The organism is Floridaenema evergladense BLCC-F167 (assembly GCF_041929205.2).
Taxonomy (GTDB): Bacteria; Cyanobacteriota; Cyanobacteriia; order Cyanobacteriales; family Aerosakkonemataceae; genus Floridanema; species Floridanema evergladense.
This window is the reverse complement of record NZ_CM171625.1, coordinates 515,453-538,338: the sequence shown is the minus strand read 5'-3', so window position 1 is coordinate 538,338 and position 22,886 is coordinate 515,453. Positions and strand designations below refer to the sequence as shown.

General features: G+C 38.1%; 20 protein-coding genes. 16 read left to right on the top strand and 4 right to left on the bottom strand.

Features of this window, described 5'->3' with window-relative positions; genetic code table 11:
- Nucleotides 1-268 precede the first annotated feature (268 nt).
- Together ACE1CA_RS02520 and aroC are read right to left on the bottom strand one after the other, a co-directional pair.
- A complete protein-coding gene (locus tag ACE1CA_RS02520; RefSeq protein WP_413276281.1) occupies nt 269-1,123 on the bottom strand; it encodes an MBL fold metallo-hydrolase in 855 nt (284 codons plus the stop codon).
- A complete protein-coding gene (gene aroC, locus ACE1CA_RS02515) occupies nt 1,113-2,225 on the bottom strand; it encodes a chorismate synthase (protein WP_413276280.1) in 1,113 nt (370 codons plus the stop codon). The genes ACE1CA_RS02520 and aroC overlap by 11 nt, the downstream gene beginning before the upstream one ends.
- A gap of 600 nt (nt 2,226-2,825) precedes the next feature.
- On the opposite strand from aroC, the gene ccmS reads away from it, so the two are divergent.
- Nucleotides 2,826-3,260, top strand: a complete 435-nt coding sequence (gene ccmS / locus ACE1CA_RS02510; protein ID WP_459563565.1) for a beta-carboxysome assembly chaperone CcmS — start codon at nt 2,826-2,828, stop codon at nt 3,258-3,260.
- Nucleotides 3,261-3,264: 4 nt separating this feature from the next.
- Here ccmS and ACE1CA_RS02505 read toward each other — a convergent pair whose 3' ends face one another.
- Nucleotides 3,265-4,161 (bottom strand): alpha/beta fold hydrolase, encoded by an 897-nt coding sequence (locus ACE1CA_RS02505; protein ID WP_413276278.1) that lies wholly within the window; start codon nt 4,159-4,161, stop codon nt 3,265-3,267.
- A 96-nt stretch (nt 4,162-4,257) separates the two neighbouring features.
- On the opposite strand from ACE1CA_RS02505, the gene ACE1CA_RS02500 reads away from it, so the two are divergent.
- The 15 genes from ACE1CA_RS02500 (at nt 4,258) to ACE1CA_RS02430 (ending at nt 22,110) form a co-directional block, all read left to right on the top strand.
- Nucleotides 4,258-5,052, top strand: a complete 795-nt coding sequence (locus ACE1CA_RS02500) for a DUF928 domain-containing protein (protein WP_413276277.1) — start codon at nt 4,258-4,260, stop codon at nt 5,050-5,052.
- A 31-nt stretch (nt 5,053-5,083) separates the two neighbouring features.
- Nucleotides 5,084-7,306, top strand: coding sequence for a CHASE2 domain-containing protein (locus tag ACE1CA_RS02495; protein WP_413276276.1), 2,223 nt, complete (start codon nt 5,084-5,086; stop codon nt 7,304-7,306).
- Between the two features lie 93 nt (nt 7,307-7,399).
- Nucleotides 7,400-8,248, top strand: coding sequence for a glycosyltransferase family 2 protein (locus ACE1CA_RS02490; RefSeq protein ID WP_413276275.1), 849 nt, complete (start codon nt 7,400-7,402; stop codon nt 8,246-8,248).
- A 121-nt stretch (nt 8,249-8,369) separates the two neighbouring features.
- The gene (locus ACE1CA_RS02485; protein ID WP_486517626.1) at nt 8,370-9,044 is read left to right on the top strand and encodes an FkbM family methyltransferase; all 675 of its coding nucleotides are present in this window, start codon (nt 8,370-8,372) and stop codon (nt 9,042-9,044) included.
- Between the two features lie 10 nt (nt 9,045-9,054).
- Entirely contained in the window at nt 9,055-10,176 is a 1,122-nt protein-coding gene (locus ACE1CA_RS02480) for a glycosyltransferase family 4 protein (RefSeq protein ID WP_413276273.1), read from the top strand.
- A gap of 8 nt (nt 10,177-10,184) precedes the next feature.
- The gene (locus tag ACE1CA_RS02475) at nt 10,185-11,249 is read left to right on the top strand and encodes an NAD-dependent epimerase/dehydratase family protein (protein ID WP_413276272.1); all 1,065 of its coding nucleotides are present in this window, start codon (nt 10,185-10,187) and stop codon (nt 11,247-11,249) included.
- A gap of 53 nt (nt 11,250-11,302) precedes the next feature.
- Complete coding sequence (locus ACE1CA_RS02470) at nt 11,303-12,616, top strand: glycosyltransferase (RefSeq protein WP_413276271.1); 1,314 nt, start codon at nt 11,303-11,305, stop codon at nt 12,614-12,616.
- On the top strand, nt 12,616-13,683 hold the full coding sequence (locus ACE1CA_RS02465) for an NAD-dependent epimerase/dehydratase family protein (RefSeq protein ID WP_413276270.1): 1,068 nt from the start codon (nt 12,616-12,618) through the stop codon (nt 13,681-13,683). The genes ACE1CA_RS02470 and ACE1CA_RS02465 overlap by 1 nt, the downstream gene beginning before the upstream one ends.
- Nucleotides 13,684-13,710: 27 nt before the next feature.
- On the top strand, nt 13,711-15,189 hold the full coding sequence (locus tag ACE1CA_RS02460) for a glycosyltransferase family 39 protein (RefSeq protein ID WP_413276269.1): 1,479 nt from the start codon (nt 13,711-13,713) through the stop codon (nt 15,187-15,189).
- Between the two features lie 66 nt (nt 15,190-15,255).
- Nucleotides 15,256-16,350 carry a hypothetical protein gene (locus tag ACE1CA_RS02455; RefSeq protein WP_413276268.1) on the top strand — a complete coding sequence of 365 codons (1,095 nt, stop codon included), beginning with the start codon at nt 15,256-15,258 and terminating at the stop codon, nt 16,348-16,350.
- Nucleotides 16,351-16,407: 57 nt separating this feature from the next.
- Nucleotides 16,408-17,361, top strand: coding sequence for a radical SAM/SPASM domain-containing protein (locus ACE1CA_RS02450; protein WP_413276267.1), 954 nt, complete (start codon nt 16,408-16,410; stop codon nt 17,359-17,361).
- 190 nt (nt 17,362-17,551) lie between these two features.
- Nucleotides 17,552-18,463: an FkbM family methyltransferase gene (locus tag ACE1CA_RS02445; RefSeq protein ID WP_413276266.1), complete on the top strand. Its 912-nt coding sequence runs from the start codon at nt 17,552-17,554 to the stop codon at nt 18,461-18,463.
- Nucleotides 18,460-19,470: a glycosyltransferase family 4 protein gene (locus tag ACE1CA_RS02440; RefSeq protein WP_486517625.1), complete on the top strand. Its 1,011-nt coding sequence runs from the start codon at nt 18,460-18,462 to the stop codon at nt 19,468-19,470. Before ACE1CA_RS02445 ends, ACE1CA_RS02440 begins: the two co-directional genes overlap by 4 nt.
- Before the next feature lie 140 nt (nt 19,471-19,610).
- The gene (locus ACE1CA_RS02435; RefSeq protein WP_413276264.1) at nt 19,611-20,891 is read left to right on the top strand and encodes a hypothetical protein; all 1,281 of its coding nucleotides are present in this window, start codon (nt 19,611-19,613) and stop codon (nt 20,889-20,891) included.
- Complete coding sequence (locus ACE1CA_RS02430; protein WP_459563563.1) at nt 20,836-22,110, top strand: glycosyltransferase family 4 protein; 1,275 nt, start codon at nt 20,836-20,838, stop codon at nt 22,108-22,110. Before ACE1CA_RS02435 ends, ACE1CA_RS02430 begins: the two co-directional genes overlap by 56 nt.
- Here the strand turns inward: ACE1CA_RS02430 and ACE1CA_RS02425 are convergent.
- Entirely contained in the window at nt 22,083-22,886 is an 804-nt protein-coding gene (locus ACE1CA_RS02425; RefSeq protein WP_413276262.1) for an FkbM family methyltransferase, read from the bottom strand. The genes ACE1CA_RS02430 and ACE1CA_RS02425 overlap by 28 nt on opposite strands.

Below are 22,886 nucleotides of genomic sequence, written 5' to 3'. Positions count from 1 at the left end.
AGACCGCATCATTTGTTACAAAATGTAATTAAACAACAAAATATCTAACCTAAATTTTTACCCGCTGTAGAGACGTTTCATGAAACGTCTCTACATACCTGACAAACGCTCTCCAATCAAAGGCAACCCAAAGTTTCCAGGTGGTAAAGGTAATGTCCGAGAATTATCAGTTGTCATAGTCATCGTTGCTTATCTCAGGGAAAATAGGGTTGAGAATCTAAATATTTCAAATTGTAAACTCTTTGCCAATTTCCAACTGATAATTCTCCTAAACTACTTTTAAAATCATTCCTTCTTTAGCTAAGACAGCATTGGAAGAAGCAGCGAGGATTTTTTCTTCGAGTTTATCGAGAAAGTCATCGCTATGAGCAGGTTCGTGGTGAAATTTCACAAACCTTTTAACTCCAGCTGCTTCGCATACTTTTACCCCTTCTTCCCAAGTTGAATGCCCCCAGCCAACTTTCGGAGATTTGGGATTATGATATTCCTCATCGGTATACATGGAATCGTAAATTAACAGGTCTGCATTATTAGCTAATTGCAGCACATTTTCATCTATATGGTCAGGATAATGTTCTGTATCCGTACAGTAAAATACCGAATGTCCTTGCCAGGTGACGCGATAACCCATAGCGCCATTTGGATGATTCAGGGGGCCTGTTTCAATGATGATATCGTCAATTTTGAATGTATCCCCGCAAGAAATGTGAGAAAATTCTATATTTGCCTGCATTCCTTTAATGGGAACTGGGGAATTGGGGTGAAGCACTCGCTCCATAAAATGTTGTTCTAAAGAGCCATTTTGATCGGGAACTGCGCCAAAAATTTGAAAATGATTACCCTCAACAAAAGCTGGGATAAACATTGGTACGCCTTGAATATGATCCCAATGGTAATGGGTAAAGAACATATATGCTTCTACAGGCATAGTTTTGAGTAGTTCTCTACCCAAAACGTGCAAACCGCTACCGCCATCGAAAATTAGGCGTTTGCCACCGATTTGCATTTCGATACAGGAGGTGTTGCCTCCGTATCGCGCAGTTTGGTTTCCAGGGGTTGGGATACTACCTCGGACACCCCAGAATTGAACTAGAAATTCGTCAGAAGAATTGCTATTTTTCATGTGTAACTTCAAATTTCAAGGTGCCGCATTGCCCCTGTTGCCGCAGAAGGTGATCGCACAACACTAAGGCAACCATTGCTTCTACCATAGGCACTGCTCTGGGTAGTACGCAAGGGTCATGTCTGCCTTTGGCTGCCAAGGTGGTTGCTTCTCCTTCATGGGTTACAGTACGCTGTTCTTTTTGGATCGTAGCAGTTGGTTTAAACGCTACTCGGATGATGATATTTTCACCGTTGGAAATGCCACCCTGAATACCGCCCGATCGGTTGGTAACGGTTCGGATCTGTCCTTCTGCATCAGTATAAAATTCGTCGTTGTGTTCGCTGCCTGTTAGTAAAGTACCAGCAAAGCCGGAACCAATTTCAAATCCTTTACTGGCGGGTAAGGACATCACACCTTTAGCTAAGTCTGCTTCTAGTTTATCGAATACTGGCTCGCCTAATCCGGGAGGAATGTTACGTGCCACGCATTCTACTACGCCACCGATCGAATCGCCTTGTTTCCTTACTTCCTCAATTAGTTCGATCATCCGATCTGCACATTCGGAGTCGGGACAGCGAACGATGTTACTTTCTACTTGTTCGATCGTCACTGTGTTGGGGTCAACCACTGCTTCGAGGTCTTTGATGCGCTTAACGTAACCGATAATTTCGATGTTGGCGGTTTGTCTAAGGATTTTTTTGGCGATCGCACCCGCTGCCACTCTCCCGATTGTCTCTCGCGCCGACGATCGCCCCCCGCCTTGCCAGTTGCGTATCCCATATTTCGCGTCATAAGTCGCATCGGCATGGGACGGGCGATATTTTACTGCCATTTCATCGTAATCTTGGGGTCGAGTGTCTTGATTTTTCACCAAAATTGTGATAGAGGTTCCTAATGTTTTTCCTTCAAAAACACCAGAAAGAATTTCGCAGCGATCGGCTTCTTTACGGGGGGTAGTAATTTTACTCTGTCCAGGTCGTCTTCTGTCTAATTCTTGTTGAATTTCTGCCGGAGTGATTTCTAATCGTGGTGGACAACCGTCAATGACTACTCCGACTCCGCCGCCATGAGATTCACCAAATGTGCTAATGCGAAATAAATGTCCGAAAATGTTACCCATGATGTTGTTGAGGATGCTGAAAACTTCGATCTTATCAGCGATTGGTGTTTGGGGTTCCAGGCTGGGTAGCTGAACTTAACTAAATTTTAGCTAACTGCTTTCAATACAGAGGGCAAATAATGGAAAAATCATGTCTTGGTTATTGATCTGGGGAAAATAGGCGTTAATATTAATGATGTTAGTTTGAGTTAGTTTGGTCTGCTACAGGTGCATTTGAGTTTCTTTGCCTATTCCTGCAAAGAGAAAGTTGGGCAGAGTTGGTTTTGTCAGAATTAAATGAGTAAAATTCATTTTAGATGCCCAGGATCTGATTTCGATTTTCGGACAAGATTGCCACAAATATTACTTATGGTAATTTTAAATTATGCTTCTAGGGGTGATAATAGCCGTTAAGATAGCAAAAGTTTAAGATTTAAGCGGAAAACTACCACCTGTTTGATAAAACAATGCTATCTTGTGTAATTAATTATGGCAAAGTGGTAGATTCTGAAGCAAAACAAACGAGTACTCGAACTAGGGAAAATTTATGCTAACCTTTGGCGAGTAATGTTTGAGCAAGAAATTTGCATTCACATTGGCAACGACAGAAAACAAGTAATTATGATGTTTGGTAGTACCCAGTCAAATCAGGGCGCGAATAACTGGCGACAACAGTTAAACGAATTTGTCAAGCAAAATCAGAAAGAGTTGGCTGCCCTAGCTTGGGGGTTAAAGTTACAAAGGGGAGAAAGTGAAGATACTTTGGGTATCGATCTGGAACCTAAACCGCATTTTGTATACTGCCCCAGAAATGCGATCGAAGCATTAAATCAAAAGGTCGAGAATCAACTTCAGGAAATTCTGGGCATTTTAGATGCACATAATCCGAAGCAAGAAGTTTTGATTATCGGCATTGGTAGTGGTCAAATTAAGTTGGTGCAGTTTGAACCGGAACCTTCACCACCTGATTGTTTTACTGAGGTGGCGAGAGATGTGGATAGTTTGTTAGATGATTTAGAACAACGGATGTGTGAACAGATAGTGCTGCAAAAGTAAGCAATCACCGATCGGTTTCTGTGATGAAGTTGAAAATATGTTGCGCGGTAAGTTCTGGTTTTTCTAGATGCGGTACATGACCACAATTGGCAATCCAGATTAGTTTGCTTTTGGCGATCGTATTAGCGAATTTTTCCGCATCAGCAGTGCCTAAAATTCGATCGGACTCTCCCCATAAAATTAAAGTTGGTTGCTCAATATCTTTAAGTTTTTGCCTAAAAGAACTGTAACCTCCGCTTTTGGTAAAGGCAATTAAAGCTTGTGCCCAACCAGAGGTTTGTAAATGTAATGCTGCACATAATTGAGCATCAACAGAAGCAAAACTAGGGTTGCAATAAGCGTTAATACTAATGCGTTGACGAACTTGAGGATTTCGGAGAAATTCAGTAGCTAAATAACCCAAAGGGGGAAATAAAAATTTGCCCATTGCGGGTCCGGCGGTGAAACCTGCACTATCAATTAAAATTAATTTTTTTACTACTTCGGGATAAGTTAGGGTAAAGTCGATCGCTGCTGCACCTCCCATAGAAGCGCCGACTAAAATTACTGGTTGGTTGATTAAAGTTTGCCAGGAATGGTAGAGGTGAGTGGCGATCGCACTAGGATTAAGTTTAAGTTGCGGGTTTCTTTCTGTAAAGCCAAAACCTAAGAGATCGATCGCCCAAGTTTCCTGTTTTTCCGCCAGAATAGGTAACAAGCGACGGAACTCTAATACCGAACTATCGAACCCATGAACTAATAAAATTGGGGTTCCCAGTTTACCCAAATTGACGTAAGTTGTGCCAATTGGTTGTTCGCTCAAGGGAGTGAAAATTGGCTGATATTGGATGTTTTGTGCCAGAGCAATCGAGGTAGATTCTGTTAGTTGCTCGACGGAATTGGGAAGAAAAGAAGGCCACATGAGATTGAGTATAACTAATATGCTGACACTTAGGAGCAATTTGAGCCAAACTAGAGTCTATCTTGTAATAGATAGGAAGAAAATTTGAGGAAAAATATGAAATTTGCTTTCTCTGGGAAGACTTTGCTAGTAAGCCTGTGTTTAGGATTAGCGATCGCTCCTAACTTAGTATCAGAGGTAAAAGGACAAAAGCAACAACTAACTAGGAGCAAAAATTTAGCTTGGCAAGTAAGCCAGAGTTACCAGCCACCAGACAGAGGCGCACCTGCGATTACTGCGGGAGGTGCGTCGCGGGGAGGTTGTATAGAAAGTGCAGGAGTTCTCACTTCCTTAATGCCCCAAAATAATTTAGGATTAACGATAACAGGCTACCCTACATTCTTTTGGTATGTTCCCCAATCTAGGGCTAAAGCATTGGAATTTAAGCTGCTAGACAGTAAAAATGGTCGGATAATTTACCAAAAAACTCTTGCTGTTCCTAAGAATTCAGGTATTGTCAGTTTTACTTTACCCAAAGATGAATTATCTGCACCTTTAGAGGTGGGCAAAATGTATCATTGGTTCTTGACAATGGTCTGTTCATCTAAGCAAAACGAAGAAGACATTACAGACAAAAGTGGAAATGTTATCGTAGATGGATGGGTGGAGCGAACGGAATTGAGCCCTAGTTTAGTGAATAAACTAAAAAATGCTGCACCAAGCGATCGTCCAGCCTTGTATGCAGCCGCAGGTATTTGGCACGACAGTTTAACTACTTTAGTTGAGTTGCTGCGCCAAAAACCTAACGATCGAAACCTAAAAAATCAGTGGAAAAATCTCCTAGAGTCTGTCGGATTAAATGTAATAGTGGAAAAACCATTACTTAATTGCTGTACATCCGAACCAAACTAGGATTTAGTGATTACAAATTGGTATATTTAATATGTTTTCTAAGCTAAAACAGCTAATTTGGGAATGGCGAGGAGTCTTAATTACGGCACCAAGCGTCACTGCATTAGTAATTGGTTTACGTTTTATAGGATTGTTTCAATTCTTAGAATTGTCAGCTTACGATCAAATGTTTCACCTGCGTCCCAAAGAAGCTAGAGATTCTAGAATTGTGATTGTAGGAATTAATGAAAAAGACTTACAAGAGTTACAGCAATGGCCGATAAAAGACAAGATTCTAGTAGAATTATTGCAAAAAATTAAACAACAACGACCTAGAGCTATAGGTTTAGATATTTATCGAGATTTACCTGAAGGAACTGAAGCCGAGCATCAGAAATTATTACAGTTATACCAGACTACACCAAATTTAATTGGGATTAAAAAAGTCGTAGGTAATGATAGGGGTCCAGCAGTAAATCCGCCGCCAATTTTAAAGGAAAAAGGACAAATTAGTGCTAACGATTTGCCTTTAGATACAGATGGGAAAATTCGGCGACAGTTCTTATATATTTCCCAGAACGGTAAACCAGTAGAAAGTTTAGGCTTGAGATTAGCCTTAATGTATTTAGAAAAAAAAGGTATATTGCCTAAAGCAGCTAAAAATAATGATTTGCAATTGGGAAAAGTAGTTTTTGTTCCTTTTGAAGCAAATGATGGTGGTTATGTTCGTACCGATGCAGCTGGATATCAGGTAATATTAAACTTTCGTGGGGCAGGGAATTTTAAAATTATTTCGGTTTTAGATGTGTTAAAAAATCGCATTCCTAGTGATTTAATGCGCGATCGTATTGTCTTAATTGGTTCGACAGCAGCCAGCGTAAACGACCTATCATATACCCCTTATAGTAGCAGTTTAGTCGGCATTCCTCAGAGAACTTCTGGGGTAGAAGTTCACGCTCATTTAACCAGTATGATTTTAAGTGCGGTTATGGACGATCGTCCTTTAATTAAAACTTTACCTGAATGGTTAGAGTGGTTGTGGATTTTCTTTGGTGCTACCATCGGCGCAGTTTTAATTTGGCAATGGCGATATCGAGGAGGTGTGGGCAAATTTTCTGTAAAAAGAACGGCTGGTATATTGTTAGTAATCGGTAGTTTTTTCTTAATAAGTTATCTCGCTTTTTTAGCAGGTTGGTGGATTCCGGTAGTGCCGCCAGTAATTGCCTTTATTGGCTCGGCAGGCGTTATTATTAGCTATATTGCCCGCACAGCTGGAGAAATTCGCAAAACTTTTAGTCTCTATTTGACGGATGAAGTAGTAGCTAATTTGCTGGAATCACCCGATGGATTTAAACTTGGTGGAGAACGACGAAAAGTAACAATATTAATGTCAGATTTGCGAGGTTTTTCTTCAGTTTCCGAAGAGTTAGCGCCAGAAACAGTTGTTTCGATGTTGAATATTTATTTAGGAGAAATGGCGGATCAAATAGTCAAGTATCAGGGAACGATCGATGAATTTATTGGCGATGCAATTTTGGTGCTGTTTGGTGCGCCAACGCAAAGAGAAGATGATGCAGAAAGGGCGATCGCCTGTGCCATATCAATGCAGTTAGCAATGGACAGTGTAAACAAAAAAAATGAGCGTTTAGGACTGCCCAAAATCGAAATGGGAATAGGAATTAACACCGGAGAAGTGGTAGTAGGAAATATCGGTTCCGCAAAACGCGCCAAATATGGTGTAGTCGGACATCATGTAAACTTAACTGCCCGCATTGAATCCTACACAGTAGGCGGGCAAATTTTAATCTCTGAATCTACCTTCAAAGAAGCAGCAAAAATCGTAAAAATAGATGCGGAAATGAACGTACAACCTAGAGGATCTACCAATCCAATTTCAATTTATGAAGTAGGTGGAATAGAGGGAAAGTACAACCTCGATTTGCGGAAAGAAGAAAATATTCTGCTGCCATTGAAAGAGGAAGTTTTGTTACAGTACTCTATCTTAGAAGACAAACATATAACTGATAATATATATGAAGCAACTATAGTCAAACTATCAATCAAAGGAGCAGAAATCAGAACCGAGCAAAATATAGAAATTTTTAAAACTATCAAGTTAAATCTATGGACGAACTGTGAAAAAAAATCGCTTACTGGAGATATTTATGCCAAAGTATTAAAGAAATTGCCAGATGAAGAAAAGATTTATTATATAGGATTGACAACTGTAGCACCAGATGCAAAACTGCTATTAGAGCAGATATTAGATACTTAATGTCCGTGCAGTTCAAGTAGAAAATAATGTGGTTAAATGAGCAATTGAGATAATAAAGTGTAGAAGTAAAATCAGGAAGTTTTGGGGAATTTTATGCAACTGCCATCAAAGCAAATTAGATTAAGTATTGCCTTGGTGACTAGGAATAGACCAGAGAGTTTAGATCGTTGTTTGAAAAGTTTGCGCTCTCAAAGTGTGCAGCCATACGAAGTAGTAATATCTGACGACTCAGATCCAGATTTCACAAAAGAAATAGAAGCGATCGCTTCTCGTTGGGACTGCCGATATATTATAGGGCCACATCGTGGTCTTTATGCTAATAGAAATCATGTTGCTTTAGCGTGTGAAGGGACTCACATACGCACAATGGATGACGATCATGTGTTGCCAGACGATCATATTCAGCAGTGCATGGAAGCTGTTTTGTCAGATCCAACATCTATATGGACGACAGGAGAAATTGGTTTTATTAATGGCGAGTACTGTGCGACAGCAGAAACAGCTGCTCAACTATATCCATCAGGAGTAGGTGGGCTTGTAACAGATATTAACAATAACTGGGCGATCGCAGATGGCTCAACAATTTACCCCAGAGAAGTGTTCGATCGAGGACATAAAATGGTGGAGTGCTTTCCCTTCGGTTCTAGCTACTTAGAATTCGGAGCTTATTTATACCATCATGGCTTTCGCAGCCGCTGCATTCCAGGTGTATTAATTGAACATTATGCTGAGCCAATTACAGTTACGCGAAAAAATAATATTAAAGTGATTAAAAGCCAGCTTTATGCTAGCATTTGTTATAATTTTTATTTTAAACGTAATTCTTTACTTGGATTAAGATATAGTTTGTCATTTATACGCAGAGCTAACTTCGATCGAAGTTTAATCCTATCTTTAAATAAACTGATAAACATGGTTAAAGAGCGTTGGGATAGAAATTAAATAAAGCCATTAAGTATATCTATTAAAATAAGGGAGTAACTAAATGCAATCAATTAATAAAAAATTAATTAATTTAAAAAACATTTTGATTCGCTCTAATTTTCATTATTTTAGAATGGCAATGGTACATCCGCCATATTGGATTTCCGCAAATGGAAAAAGTTGCCAAGTATTTGCTGATGATAATTTAGGGTCTATAACTTGTTACCGAGAAGTAATTATTGATGATTGCTACGATATTTTTAATTATTCAAAACAAGTTAATCCATCGGTAATTGTAGACATTGGTGCTAATGTCGGTATGTTCAGTAAGTTATGCAGCTTGTTGTTTCCTAATGCTGATATTTACGCTTATGAACCAAACCCAAATGCCTTAAAATGGTTAGATAAAAATTCAAAAGATACTCGAATAAAAGTATTTCCTTATGCAGTTAGTAACGAAATGGGCGTTTTAATGCTCGATACAGAATGCGACTCAACAATTGGGCGGATTAATCAATCGGGTAAAACATCTGTTAAATCTATAGCTGCATCCGAAGTAGCTGAAAGTCGCCAAATCGATCTGCTAAAAATGGATTGTGAAGGCTCGGAGTGGTCAATATTGCGTGACAAAAGCTTGTTACAACGAACACAATATTTTTGTTTAGAGTATCATTTGTATGACGAGCGTAGCATTAAAGATTTAAAAACTTTAATTCAAGAATCGGGCCATCAGATATCACGTATATCTTATAATACAGCTTATGGCGAAAAATTTGGTTTACTTTGGTCAAGTCGTATTTCTAGAAAAGAATAATAGATAGTTAATGAGAATTCTGTCCATAACAAACTGTCCTTTAGATCCCAAATCCGGTTCGGGAAAGACTGTGTTAATGTACTCCCAAGGATTACAAAATCTGGGACATTCAGTTGATGTCGCTGAACCCAAGGATTACGAAACTTGGCATGGTGTAGGTAGAGCTAAAAAATTCCGTCAAGCTTGGGGTGCTTGGAATTTGGTTCAACAAAAACTGCGAGTAACTCAATATGATGTGATTGAGTTTTATGGAGATGAATTTTGGTTGGCGACTTGGCAATTATCTAAGTTGCCAAAACGACCTTTGCTGGTTGCTCACACAAATGGATTAGAATTAATCGATCGCCAACGTTCCCAAAACTACAACCCAGGACGCAACATATTATACAATTGGTTCGCGCAACAAACTCACGCCCGATTTTCTCTCATGGCTTTCGCTTATGCTGATGCTTTTGTCTCACTTTGCGAATTAGACCGAAAGTGGGTCTTGGATTTAGGGCTTTACCCTGTCGAACGAACCGCTGTAGTAGAACCCGGATTAGATGAAGAATATTTGTCTATGCCTTTCATCAGTCAAAAGCAAAATCGGGTGGCTTTTATGGGAAACTGGATTGCGCGTAAAGGTTTAAATCAGCTAAGTGCAGTTATGAGTCGGGTCTTGACAAAAAACCCAAGTGTGTACTTTGATGTCTATGGCACAGGAGGAGCTAGGGATACTGTATTTGGTTATTTTCCTACCAATTTACATCCCCAAATTGTAGTTCATCCGCGTCTTTCTAATCGGGAAATAGCTGACGGTTTAGCCAAAGCAAAAGTGTTTTTCTTTCCTTCACAATATGAGGGATTTGGAATTGCACTTGCTGAAGCGATGGCTTGTAGCTGTGCAGCTGTAACTACGCCGACGGGTTTTGGTGCAGAATTGGGCAATGAACAGCAAGCTATATTATGCGATTTCGATGATATTGATGCTATGGAAAATGCCGTTATACGTTTGTTGGAAGATGAAGAAATGCGAATAAAAATTGCGAAAAACGGCTGGGAGCGTGTGCGATCGCTAACATGGGATGGTAATATCTATAAATTGTCAAACCTCTATTGCCAGTGGACTGCATCAGATTTTCAACGGAGTTAAAACGTATTATGACGATTATTCTTGTAACAGGATCTGCGGGTCTTATTGGTTCGGAATCAGTGCGTTTTTTTTGCGATCAAGGTTACACAGTTGTCGGCATAGACAACAACATGAGAGAGACTTTTTTTGGTAAGGGCGCTTCTACAGAATGGAATCGCGATCGCCTTTTAGAAAAATATGGAGATAAATATATTCATTATTCTATTGATATTCGCGATCGAGAAGCAGTTTCTCATTTATTTAATACCTACAATAAAGATATTAGCCTGATAATTCATACAGCCGCCCAACCTTCTCATGACTGGGCTGCTAGCGATCCTCATACCGATTTTACTGTTAACGCTAACGGCACTTTAGTATTACTAGAAAATACCCGCGACATTTGCCCAGATGCAGTATTTATTTTCTGTTCAACTAACAAAGTTTACGGAGATACACCAAATTATTTACCCATGATCGAGCAAGAATTTCGTTGGGAAATAGATGCGAATCATCAGTATAACCAAGGTATTGATGAGAGTATGAGTATTGATAACTCCAAGCATTCTTTGTTTGGAGTTTCTAAAGTAGCCGCCGATCTATTGGTTCAGGAATATGGGCGTTACTTTGGCATTAAAACTGCTAGTTTTAGAGGTGGTTGTTTAACTGGCCCTAGCCATTCGGGAGCAGAATTACACGGATTTTTATCTTATTTAATGAAGTGTACAATGACCGGAAAACCTTACACAATTTATGGTTATAAAGGCAAGCAGGTAAGAGACAATATTCATAGTTACGATTTGGTAAATGCCTTTTATCACTTCTACCAAAATCCTCGCGTAGCTGAAGTATATAACATTGGAGGAAGCCGTTTTAGCAATTGCTCAATGTTAGAAGCAATTCAACATTGTGAGGCAATAACTGATAAAAAATTAAATTGGGTTTATGCAGAAACAAATAGAATTGGCGACCACATCTGGTGGATTAGCGATATCCAGAAATTTAAAAATCATTACCCTGAATGGAGCTTAACTTATGGAATAAAGGAGATATTGAAAGAGATTTATTCCCAAAATGTCAATCGATGGGTATAAAAGTAATTCAAGAAAAGTGAAGGCTTGATTTTGTTGTTTATCAATTGACAAAAATGTTGACAAAGTTATTTCGTGGACGAGTATTTAAGTTCCTTTTAGGCGGTGGAGTAGCAGCACTAGTCAATTTGCTTCTCATCCACTGGATGATCGATCGACTCGGATTTAATACGCCTGTTTTGCGAAATGTTTCCAATGTAATTGCCATTGAAATTTCATTATTACTAAGTTTCTTTATTTACCGGATTTGGGTATGGCCGGGAGGTGCTTGGACAGTTAAAGAAGTGTTGTTAAAGCAGATTCCCCTTTATCATTTGTCCGCAGGTGCAGCTGTTATAACTCGTATTTTTGTAATATTTCCTGTTTTGGATTGGTTGAAAGTAAACTATGCAATCAATACTTTAATAGGTGTAGCGGTAAGTGCTTCAATCAACTATTTAATCAGTGATAAGTTAGTATTTAAAACTCCAACTAAAACACCAAATTCTCAGAGTTCTGAACTTTATTATCCAGAGGGGTTAGAACCAGCTTTAGCAGATAGTTCTGATTTAAAAAGAGTTTTTTTAGGAGAGAAAGTTCGATCGCAATCGCCAAATAACGGTCAAATTAAACTATTATCAGTGGTAATTCCCGCTTATAACGAAGAAGGTTCGATTGTAGAAACAGTTCAGGCTATCAGCAAAGCATTAGAGGAACATAAAATTGCTTATGAAATTCTGGTGGTGAATGATAATAGTCGCGATCGTACCGAAGAAATTTTACAACAGCTGAATTCTGAAAACAGCAAAGTGCATTATATCAACAACTATTATCCTAATGGTTTTGGCTTTGCAGTGCGCTGTGGCTTAGAGAATTTTCAAGGAGATGCCGTAGCCATTATGATGGCAGATAATTCAGATTCTCCCGAAGATTTAGTTAATTACTATTACAAACTTCAACAAGGCTACGATTGTGTTTTTGGTTCCCGATTCATTAAAGGTGGCAGAGTAATAGATTATCCAAGCCATAAACTGATGATCAATCGTCTAGCCAACACATTCGTTCAAGTCTTATTTGGATTAAATTTTAATGATACAACTAACGCTTTTAAAGCCTACAGAAGAGAGGTAATTGAAGGAGTATCGCCGCTTTTATCTCACCACTTTAACTTAACAGTTGAAATTCCTTTAAAAGCCATAGTCAGAGGTTATTCTCATACAACCATACCGATTACTTGGCGCAATCGCAAAACCGGAATTTCTAAGTTAAAAATCAAAGAAATGGGAAGCAGATACTTATTTATTGTCCTCTTTATATTTCTAGAAAAATGGCTTTCTAGAGGTGATTATGTTCGCAAATACCCTCAACCGCAACTTCGGAGCAAAGCCTAATGAGTAAAAGAGTTTTAATTACAGGAGGAGCAGGTTTCGTAGGCAGTTCTTTAGGTTTGGGATTAGCAGAGCGTTATCCAGACTGGAAAATTACTGCTTTAGATAATTTAAAAAGGCGGGGTTCGGAGTTAAATTTACCTAGATTAAAGCAAGCTGGAATTGAATTTGTTCACGGTGATGTCCGAAATACAGAAGACCTCGATCCAGTAGCATTACAACCAAATTTAATTTTAGAATGTTCCGCTGAACCATCGGTATTAGCTGGATATAATTCTCCTGGCTATGTTCTCCAAACTAACTTGGTAGGAACTGTAAATTGCTTGGAATTAGCTAGACAAACTCAGGCAGATTTTATCTTTTTGTCTACAAGTCGAGTTTATCCGATCGCAAATCTAAGCAAATTAAAATATATAGAAACAGAAACTCGGTTTCAACTTTTAGATGAGCAATCTTTACCTGGTGTATCGAGTCAAGGAATCTCGGAAGAATTTCCTCTAGATGGAGCAAGATCTCTCTATGGTGCAACCAAATTAGCTTCGGAATTATTGATAGCTGAATACGCCGAGGCATATAAAATGAGAACTTTAATTAATCGCTGTGGTGTCCTGACAGGACCCTGGCAAATGGGAAAAGTAGATCAAGGAGTATTTGCTTTATGGATGGCATTTCATTATTTTCAAAAATCGCTTAAATATATCGGTTATGGAGGAACAGGTAAGCAGGTAAGAGACTTTTTGCATATTGCAGATTTATTAGATTTAATAGATATTCAAATTGAAAGGTTTGAAGAATTAAAAGGAAAAACTTTTAATGTTGGTGGTGGGATGGAAAATACACTTTCCCTGTATGAAACAACTCAGCTTTGCCAAAAAATTACTGGGTATGAAATACCTATTACTCCAGTTTACGAAACGCGATCGGGCGATGTCCCGATTTATATTACAGATTCTCGAAAGATTACAGAAGTTACAGGATGGAAACTTCAAAGAAATGCTGAAAATACTTTAACTGAAATTTATGAATGGATTCATAAATATAAAGACATAGTGAGTAATATTTTTAGGTAATTTAATTTTTATATTGTAGAGATAAAGATGGAAAATACTTACTCTTTAAGAAAATTTGTCATCACAGTAGCAATACCTATAGTCACATTTTGGACTGTGCTATTTCTGTTTCGTTATCCTTTACCTCATGAAGATGATTTATTCTTTATTGGCGCAGCGATTAACTTAGCTAAAGGAGGAGAATTTACTAACCCACTTTTAGAAGCATGGAACTCAGTATTTAGTAGTGGCAAGTTTTACTATCATCCCCCCTTTCATTCTTTTACATTGGCAGCATGGTTAAAATTGGCAGGAATTAGCACAACTAGCCTATTATTTTTCCAGTATTTATGTTACAATATATTCTCTTTGTGCTTGGCGTTGCTCTTAAGATTTTATGCTTTTCCCAGAGTGACAGCACTTTGTACAACAATTATTTATGCGGCATGGCATTGTAATCCTAATCCATTCCAAAGCTCAGGTTTTCGTCATGATGCTCTGGGAATGGCTTATTTGGCATTAGGTCTATGGTTACTTACAAAGGATAGCTGGCTGCGTTACTTTTTAGGCTTTTGCTTTCTTGGGATTGCTGTTTTCACTTCACCAATTACTTCTGCATACGCAATATCTTTTGGTATAGCAATAATAATAATTAACTTTATTAATAATAAAAACAATAAAAATTTTCCTAAATACAAATATGTTACTCTAAGATTGTTAGCATTCGTGGCAGCAATATGTTTAGTGGTAATCCTATTTTTAATTTGTATTAATTTTGATTTTCATGGTTTTAAATCAGTTTTTGCTCTCCACGCTTCCTATAGAAGAACCTCAACTATTGAAGCAATTCCGGTATTTATAAAATTTATTACTCGTTATTATGGATATATTTTGCTCTTGCCTACTTATATCTTATATATATTATTGAGTTTGGGAATTTATTGGAAAAAAGACAGAATTAATAATTGGAAGTTAAAAATTTTGTTGGTTGGTTCAAATATAGGAATTATTCTAAATGTATTATTTTATGCAGGAGCAATTTGGTTTAGCTTTTACTTTTGCTGGGTTGGCATTGTATCGATTATAAGTGTAATGTTTAAGGAGCGATCGAAAATAAGAATTTATGCCTTTTTAGTGGCAACACTAATTTTTCTGTCAAGCCAGAGTCTAAATATATTATCTTTAATTGAGAGAGAATATGTAACAGAATCGCAATACCAAAAAATTAGAGAAGTTGTATTAGATAAACCAAAGAGAAAATATGCTATCGATGAAATAGCTGCTAGGTTTGTGTTTGATTATAAACTACCGAAAAACTCTATTGCGTGGAACTTTATTAAACCAGCACCAGATGCTTACCCAATCTCAGCAAAGGATAAGAAACCTGGTACGATCTGGATAGTTTCTAAATCTAAGTTGGGGCATTACGTTCCAGAGATGCAGCCAGATTATCCAAGAGTAGAATTTATGGGGCGAAAGTTTAATTCGCTGCCCAAAAAGCCTTTTGATGTTATTTTAATTCCATAGTATTAGCTAATGAGTACTCTAAAAAATGTTAAGTAAAATTTTTAATCTGACCAATTGCTGAAGATAATGCAAATAATTTCTATTGTTTCTGGTCTGCCTCCTGCTATTGATGGTGTAGGAGATTATGCACTTAATTTGGCTCGGCAACTTCGTAAAGATTTCGCCATAAATACAGATTTTATTATAGGCAATACTAATTGGGTAGGAGAATCTGAAATCGAAGGGTTTTCAGTTCGTAAAGTAAACGATCGCACCATCTCCACTCTACTATCCCTACTAAACCATAATTCTCCCCCATCAACGACAATTTTGCTACACTATGTCAGCTACGCTTATGCCAAGCGGGGTTGTCCTTTTTGGTTAATAGATGGTTTGCAAAAATGGCGAAATGCTCAAAGCGATCGCACTCTCGTCACCATGTTTCACGAACTTTACACCTCTAGTCCAATTTTGAGCAGTTCCTTTTGGTTATCTCCAATTCAAAATCACTTAGCATCTCGTCTTTCTCGATTAAGCGATCGCTGTATTACCAGTAAACAAATATATGCTAACTTGCTATACAAATTAAGTTTAGGGCAGCAAAGCCAAGTTCCCACACTGCCAGTTTTTTCCAATATAGGCGAACCAGAGCAAGTGCCACCATTGGCAAAGCGTTCCCGAAAGTTAGTAGTATTTGGTGGTAGCAGCACTAGACAGCGGGTGTATCAGCGATCGCTAACTGCTTTGGGAAACACTTGCCAAGAATTGGGAATTGAGGAAATTATAGATATCGGACCACCAATCGGGTTAGAAATTTCCGAAATCAAGGGAGTGCCAGTGGTAGCTATGGGAAAAACCGCAGCTGTAGAAGTCAGCGCAATTCTATCTAGTGCTATAGTTGGTTTCTTTGACTATCCCTTGGATTATCTTGCCAAATCAACTATATTTGCTGCCTATTGTGCCCACAGGATGATTCCTATTGGGACTTTTTACACCGCAGAGTCAATGGATGGACTCGAAGCTGGGAAACATTATTGGCTGGCAGATTGTCCATCAGATAAACTGAGTCTGGAACTAGGGCAGGCGATCGCAGATAATGCCTACACTTGGTATCAAAACCACAACTTGTCACAACAAGCAAAAACCTTTGCCGCTTACCTCATGAAAGACAAAAAAATCTAGTTAGTAAATAACAAAAAAGTTTAAAACTTCCTCGCAAAATTTAAAGGAGCTAATTAAATGCAAGTGCTTTCTCGGATCAAAAATACCGCTTATGATGTTTCGGAAATTATTAAAGATAGTATTCGATCGCCCTATTGGTCAGAACGACCTCAAAGCTTAAATTTTGAAATTACAGCTGCCTGCGATTCTAGATGTATTCATTGTCCGCGACTAGACATGGATCGGCCCATGCGTCCCATGAATTTCGACTTATTTAAAAAGCTGATCGACGAAGCAGCGGAAATGAAAATTCCTTATCTTTGTCCTAACGGATATGGGGAAATTCTCACTATTCCTAATCTCGGTGATTATCTGGAATATATCTCCTCAAAAGAATACAAATTTAAAGTCATTATCAACACCAACGCCCACCGACTTTTTGAAGACAAAATCGAGCTTTTCATCAAGCATAAAATCCATCTGTTAAACATTTGTATTGATGGTGCAACCGCAGAAACAGCCCAATCAATTCGCATCGGTTTAAAAACCCCTCAAATTGAAGAAAACATTCACAATGTTATGGCAATTCGCAAACAACGCCATCTCAATTTTCCTCAAATTAGGGTTGCAATGGTAATCATTCCTCAAAATGAGCATGAAGTAGAACAATTTTCTCAAAAATGGAAAGGAGTTGTAGACTTTGTGGGATTTTCTGGTTTCTCCAATAGATTAGGAAGTTTGAATAATAAATTCAACGTCGGCGAGTTCGGAAATAATACTCCTGCTTGCGTCCTTCCTTTTAAAGATATGAACATTTGGGCAGATGGTAGAGCCGTACTTTGTTGTGAAGACTGGAACCAAGAAAATGTAGTAGGCGACCTGAAAACTCAATCATTAAAAGAAATTTGGCATGGGCCAGAATTAACAGAAGCTCGTCGTCTCCATATCCAAGGCCAAGGTGCCCAATTAGAAATCTGCAAAAATTGCAATCTTTGGCGACAACCAAGTGCAGGCGCTAAACTATGGAGCTAAATTAAGCTAGTGGAAGAATGCAGAAGGCTCCAAGGAAAGCAGATGCAGCCAAGGAGGTAGAACCTCCCAGACCTCGTTCCCAGGTTCAACCTGGGAACGAAAACACATAGGCTCTGCCTATTTCTTGGTACAGATCTGATTAGAGTGAATTATCCTCACCCTTAAGCATTAAATAAGGAAATAATTTGAAATGAAACTTATAGAATACCTTAATCGACCAGAATATATTTTTAGACCAATTCAAATATATCGTCGTCTGCTTCGACCAGATAAAAGCCCAACCAATGAATTTGAAGACGTAATATTACCTTGGGGAGCAAAAATTAAGATTCGGCCTGCGGAAGTGATTGGACGTTCAATCTGGATCATGGGTATCTATGACTTAGGACTCAGCGAACTAATTTGGCGCTTGTTGGAACCGGGAGAATTGGCGATCGATGTTGGTGCAAATATCGGTTATATTACCAGTTTAATGGCTCAAAAAGTCGGACAAAAAGGAAAAGTTTTATCTTTTGAACCATTGCCTAAAATCTACGAAGAATTATCGGAAAATATCAGTTATTGGCAAAACCAACTCGGCTGGCATCAAATTACAATTAACCAAAAAGCTCTTTCAAATCAATCCGGTCAAGGAATACTATATTTACCGAGAGATTTTAATGAAAACAGAGGTACAGCTTCCCTGAGTAATCCTGAAAAAGACGTTCTAGAAACTTGTCCTGTTGATTTAGTAAAACTAGATGAAATTATTCCCGAAAACGAACATATTGGCTTAATTAAAATTGATGTTGAAGGACACGAACTTGAAGTTTTGCAAGGTGCCGATCGCCTAATTTCTAATCAACAAATCCGCGATATTGTCTTTGAAGAACATCGTGCTTATCCCTCTCCTGTGACTCAGTTCTTAGAAGATCGGGGATATAGTATATTCAGAATTAAAAAAGGTTTTTGGAAGCCTCTGCTGGAAACACCAACTAAGGACAGTATACCTCACCCTTGGGAACCACCAAATTACCTGGCAACAAAAGAGCGATCGCGAGCAATCCAACGCATGAAAAATAAAGGTTGGAGTATACTTTTTAATAGCAAATCTTCCCAATGAAAATTCTAATTTATTCACCTCTATTCTATCCTAGCGTTGGCGGAACAGAGACAGTTGTTTCTATCTTGGCTGATGAGTTTGTCGCTCAAGGAAATGAAGTAAAATTAGTCACTCAAACATTGGCAACTAACTCAAAAGTTTTCCCGTTTGAAGTAATCAGAAAACCGAATTTTCAAACATTACTAAAGTTAGTTAATTGGTGTGAAGTTTATTTTCAACCTAGTATTAGTTTAAAAGGGCTTTGGCCTTTAATGATTCATCCTAAGCCTTGGATTGTATCTCATAATAATTGGTATACTCGCCCAAATGGTAGGATTTCCTGGCAAGATTATTTGAAACAATTTTGTATTCGATTTGCCAGTAATATTTCAGTTAGTAAAGCAATTGCCTCTGGTTTGTCAACTCGATCGACTATAATTTCTAATCCTTATCAAGAAGAGATTTTTTCCGAAATTCCCGAAATCTCCCGCGACAAAGAACTGGTATTTTTGGGACGTTTAGTAACAGATAAAGGTGCAGATTTATTACTAGAAGCTATGGGTAATCTCAAGAATTTGGGATTAACTCCAAAACTGTCTATAATAGGCAGTGGTGCAGAAGAATTTAATCTACGTCAACAAGCAAAAAATTTAGGAATTGATGCTCAGGTAGATTTTGTTGGTGTAAAGTTGGAACAGGAATTGGCTCGAATATTAAATGCTCATAAAATTTTGGTTGTACCATCACGTTGGCAGGAACCTTTTGGAATTGTAGCATTGGAAGGAATTGCTTGTGGCTGTGTGGTTGTTGGCTCAGAGGGAGGGGGTTTAAAAGATGCGATCGGCCCTTGTGGAGTCACTTTTCCTAACAACAATGTTTCAGCTTTAACTCAAGTTTTGCTAGATTTATTAACAAATACCGAAAAGTTGAACCAATACAAAGAAAAAGCGAAATTACATCTAATGAATCATAAAAAAGCCGTAGTTGCTAAACAATATTTAAAAGTTTTTGAGAGGGCAAGGCAGTGAAATTACTTTTTGCTCTAATTATAGTTATAAGTATAATTGTAGTTTCGTTTTCTAACTGGCGTACTGCTATTAAATCTGTATTTTTTATCCTGGTAATTGAGGGAGCACTGCGAAAATGGATACTGCCTCAAGCCAGCGAAATGATTTATTTTTTAAAAGATTTAGTTTTATTGGGAGCTTACATTAAGTACTTTTTCTTTTTACCAAATAAGCCAAAAATACCTATTAGTAACAATTTTATTAATGTAATAATTTTTATAGTTGCAGGCTGGTGCTTGGTTCAAGCATTAAATCCTAGTTTAGGTTCGCCACTAGTAGGAATATTAGGGCTAAAAGCTTATCTTTTTTATGTTCCTTTAGTGTGGATATTGCCAACATTGTTTGAAACGGAAGAGGATTTTTATAAATTTTTAAGAGCGCAGTTTTTATTAATATTTTTCACTGGAATTATCGGCATATTACAGTTTTACAGTCCTGCTTCTAGCCCAATAAATGCCTACGCTGGAGATACAGATGTGAAAGTGGCTACATTTGGTTTTGGAGCAAGTGCAGCAGTAAGAGTTACAGGAACTTTTTCTTACATTAACAGTTATTCAGGGTATCTGTTTGTCTGCTTTGGTTTACTAGTACCCATGCTGACTATCAGACAGACAAAATTGTGGTTGATTCTTACTATCTCGGAATTTTTTCTAATAATTATTAACTCTGTAATGAACGGTTCTCGAACTGTTACTTTGGCTTCTGTGTTATTTTTATTAGGTTTTATAGGAATCAGAGGTATCAGTCAACCTTCAAACACTTTACGTTGGTTGTTCAAATTTTCATTACCAGTTATTGTGGTGGCAATTGTAGCTAGTTTATGGTTTGCTCCAGCGATCGATCAATTCTCACGAAGGACAACTAAAAACCAGGATATAGCCGAAAGAATTTCTGGTAGTTTGTCAGAGCCTTTACAATTTATTAAATATAAAGAATTTGACGGTTTTGGTGCAGGAGCAACACACCCAGGAACTCCCGCACTTCGCAGAGGATTAGGTTTACCAACTGGCGAAATAATTCCGGTAGGATTTGAGGGAGAAATGGGACGAATAGCTTTAGAATTAGGGCCGATCGGGTTTATTTTATGGTATGGAATGAGGATAAGTATTGCTATTGCTCTTTTACTGGTATTCTGGAAACTTAAAAGACCATTTTTGCGCCAATTAGCACTAGCAGCTTGCTTAATTCAGGTAATTTGGCTCAATGGACAATTAGTTTTTCACCATACTTTTTCAGTCTATTTTTGGTTTCTTACTAGCTTCATTTTCCTATTGCCTAGACTAGAACAAATGGCAAATTGGCAACAACAATTATACTGGTGGCACAATGTCCAATCCGCGCATCTCTCTGATTCACCCGATGGGGAATCCGAACTCCCGTGAAGCTGCATTAGCTTTGGCAGAAGCAGGTTTATTATCGGAAATAATTACCACAATTGCCTACAATCCAAAAGGAACTTTTTCCCGCTATTTAAATTTACTGCCAAGTTCAATTAAAAAACGAGTAGCTGATGAATTAGGAAGAAGAACTTGGATTGCTCCAGAAGGTGTTTTTTTGCGATCGCATCCGCAAAAAGAAGCACTCCGAATCGCTTTAGTCAGAACTGGATTGCATAACCGTTTAGGCATTAGTTTACAACAAACGGTTGATTGGATTTATGCTTCGATCGATCGCCATGTCTCCCAACATCACCTAAAAAATTTAAACGCCGTTTACGCTTACGAAGATGGCGCTGCTGCCACATTTCAAGCTGCTAAAAAACAGGGAATTTTTTGCTTTTATGATTTGCCAATTCTCTTCTATCATGCTAATCGTGATATTCAAACTCAAGAAGCTAACAACTTTCCAGAATTAGCCTCAGCATTACAAGCAGCGAAAGAACCAGCTTGGAAAATCGAACGAAAAGAGCAAGAAATCCAGTTAGCAGACCACATTTTTGTCGCCTCTTCTTTTGTGAAAAATTCTGTGGTAGAAGCAGGAGTAAAACCAGAAAAAATTAGCGTTATTCCTTTTGGTGCACCGATCGATTATTTCCAACCAAAACCCAAGACTGATAAAATATTTCGAGCTTTATTTGTCGGTAGAGTTAGTCCCCGAAAAGGTGTTCACTATCTATTCCAAGCATGGCAGAAATTGCGCTTACCAGAAGCAGAATTGTTGTTAGTAGGATTGAATGAATTTCCCGAAAATTACTTGCAGCAATACCAAGAAAAAGTTCGCTTTATTCCCTCAGTTCCCCACGCTTCTTTAAATAATTACTATAGCAGTGCTAATGTTTTAGTTTTGCCAACTTTGGTGGAAGGAATGCCTTTAGTAGTTCTAGAAGCAATGGCTTGCGGTATTCCAATTATTACTACCCTCAACTCTGGTATTGGTGATATCATCACTAATGGAATAGAAGGTTTTATTATTCCTGTTCGGGACGTAGAAGCACTTAAGGAAAAACTCGAATGGTGTTATCTTCACTCTTTAGAATTAACTGAAATGGGAAAAGCTGCTCGTCAGAGAGCCGAGCAATTAACTTGGAGTTTATATCGGCAAAAATTGGCAAATCGGGTGAAAGAACTTCTGAATTACGGTACAAATAATCCATTAGTGTAGATAGGTAATTCATTAGGAACGTAAAGGTTGCCGTTTGGTTTAAACAAGTAACATTTATAGCCAAAATTAGCTAAATATTCTCTAATTCGTTGACCGTTTTCTTTCATTAATTCTGCATAAATAACCCGAATTCGCTTTTCTTTAATTAGTTCTTCTGCTCCTTGTAAAGCTGGTATTTCGTAACCTTCAACATCTAGTTTCCACAAGTCAACTTTTTCGATCGCTCTCTTCTCCAATTCATCTGCTAATCTAACAATTTGAATTGGTTCGCCTTCAGTTTCTGATACTTGACACCAGTAACCATGAATGTATTCTGGCCCATGAGTGCGAAGTTTCAATTGCGTGGTAGTTGCTCCCAAACCGCAACGAATCAATTCTACTGGTAAAGTGGAATTAACAGCTAAACATTCTGCTAACCAGTCTGCTTGCTCTTTTCCCGGTTCAAATGCTAATACTTTGCCTTGTGGTACAAACTGAGCCAAGTATAGTAATATTTGACCAATGTTGGCACCAGAATCTACAATGATTCCATCGGTCGGTAAAAACTTTTTCGCCCAATTAATAAACGGTGGGCCTTCATATTTACCATACACGATCCAGCGATGCACGGGGTTTGCCAAATCCAATTTCCAGGGAATACCAGCGGCAGTTTGTGCCCAGCAAATTCTTTGTTTGGCGATCGCTTTTCCGAAAATTCGATCGCATATTCCCAGTTTGTAAGGAAAGTCAAATGGCTGCAACCAAGGTAAACCAAAAGGAAGAGAAATAGTATCCAT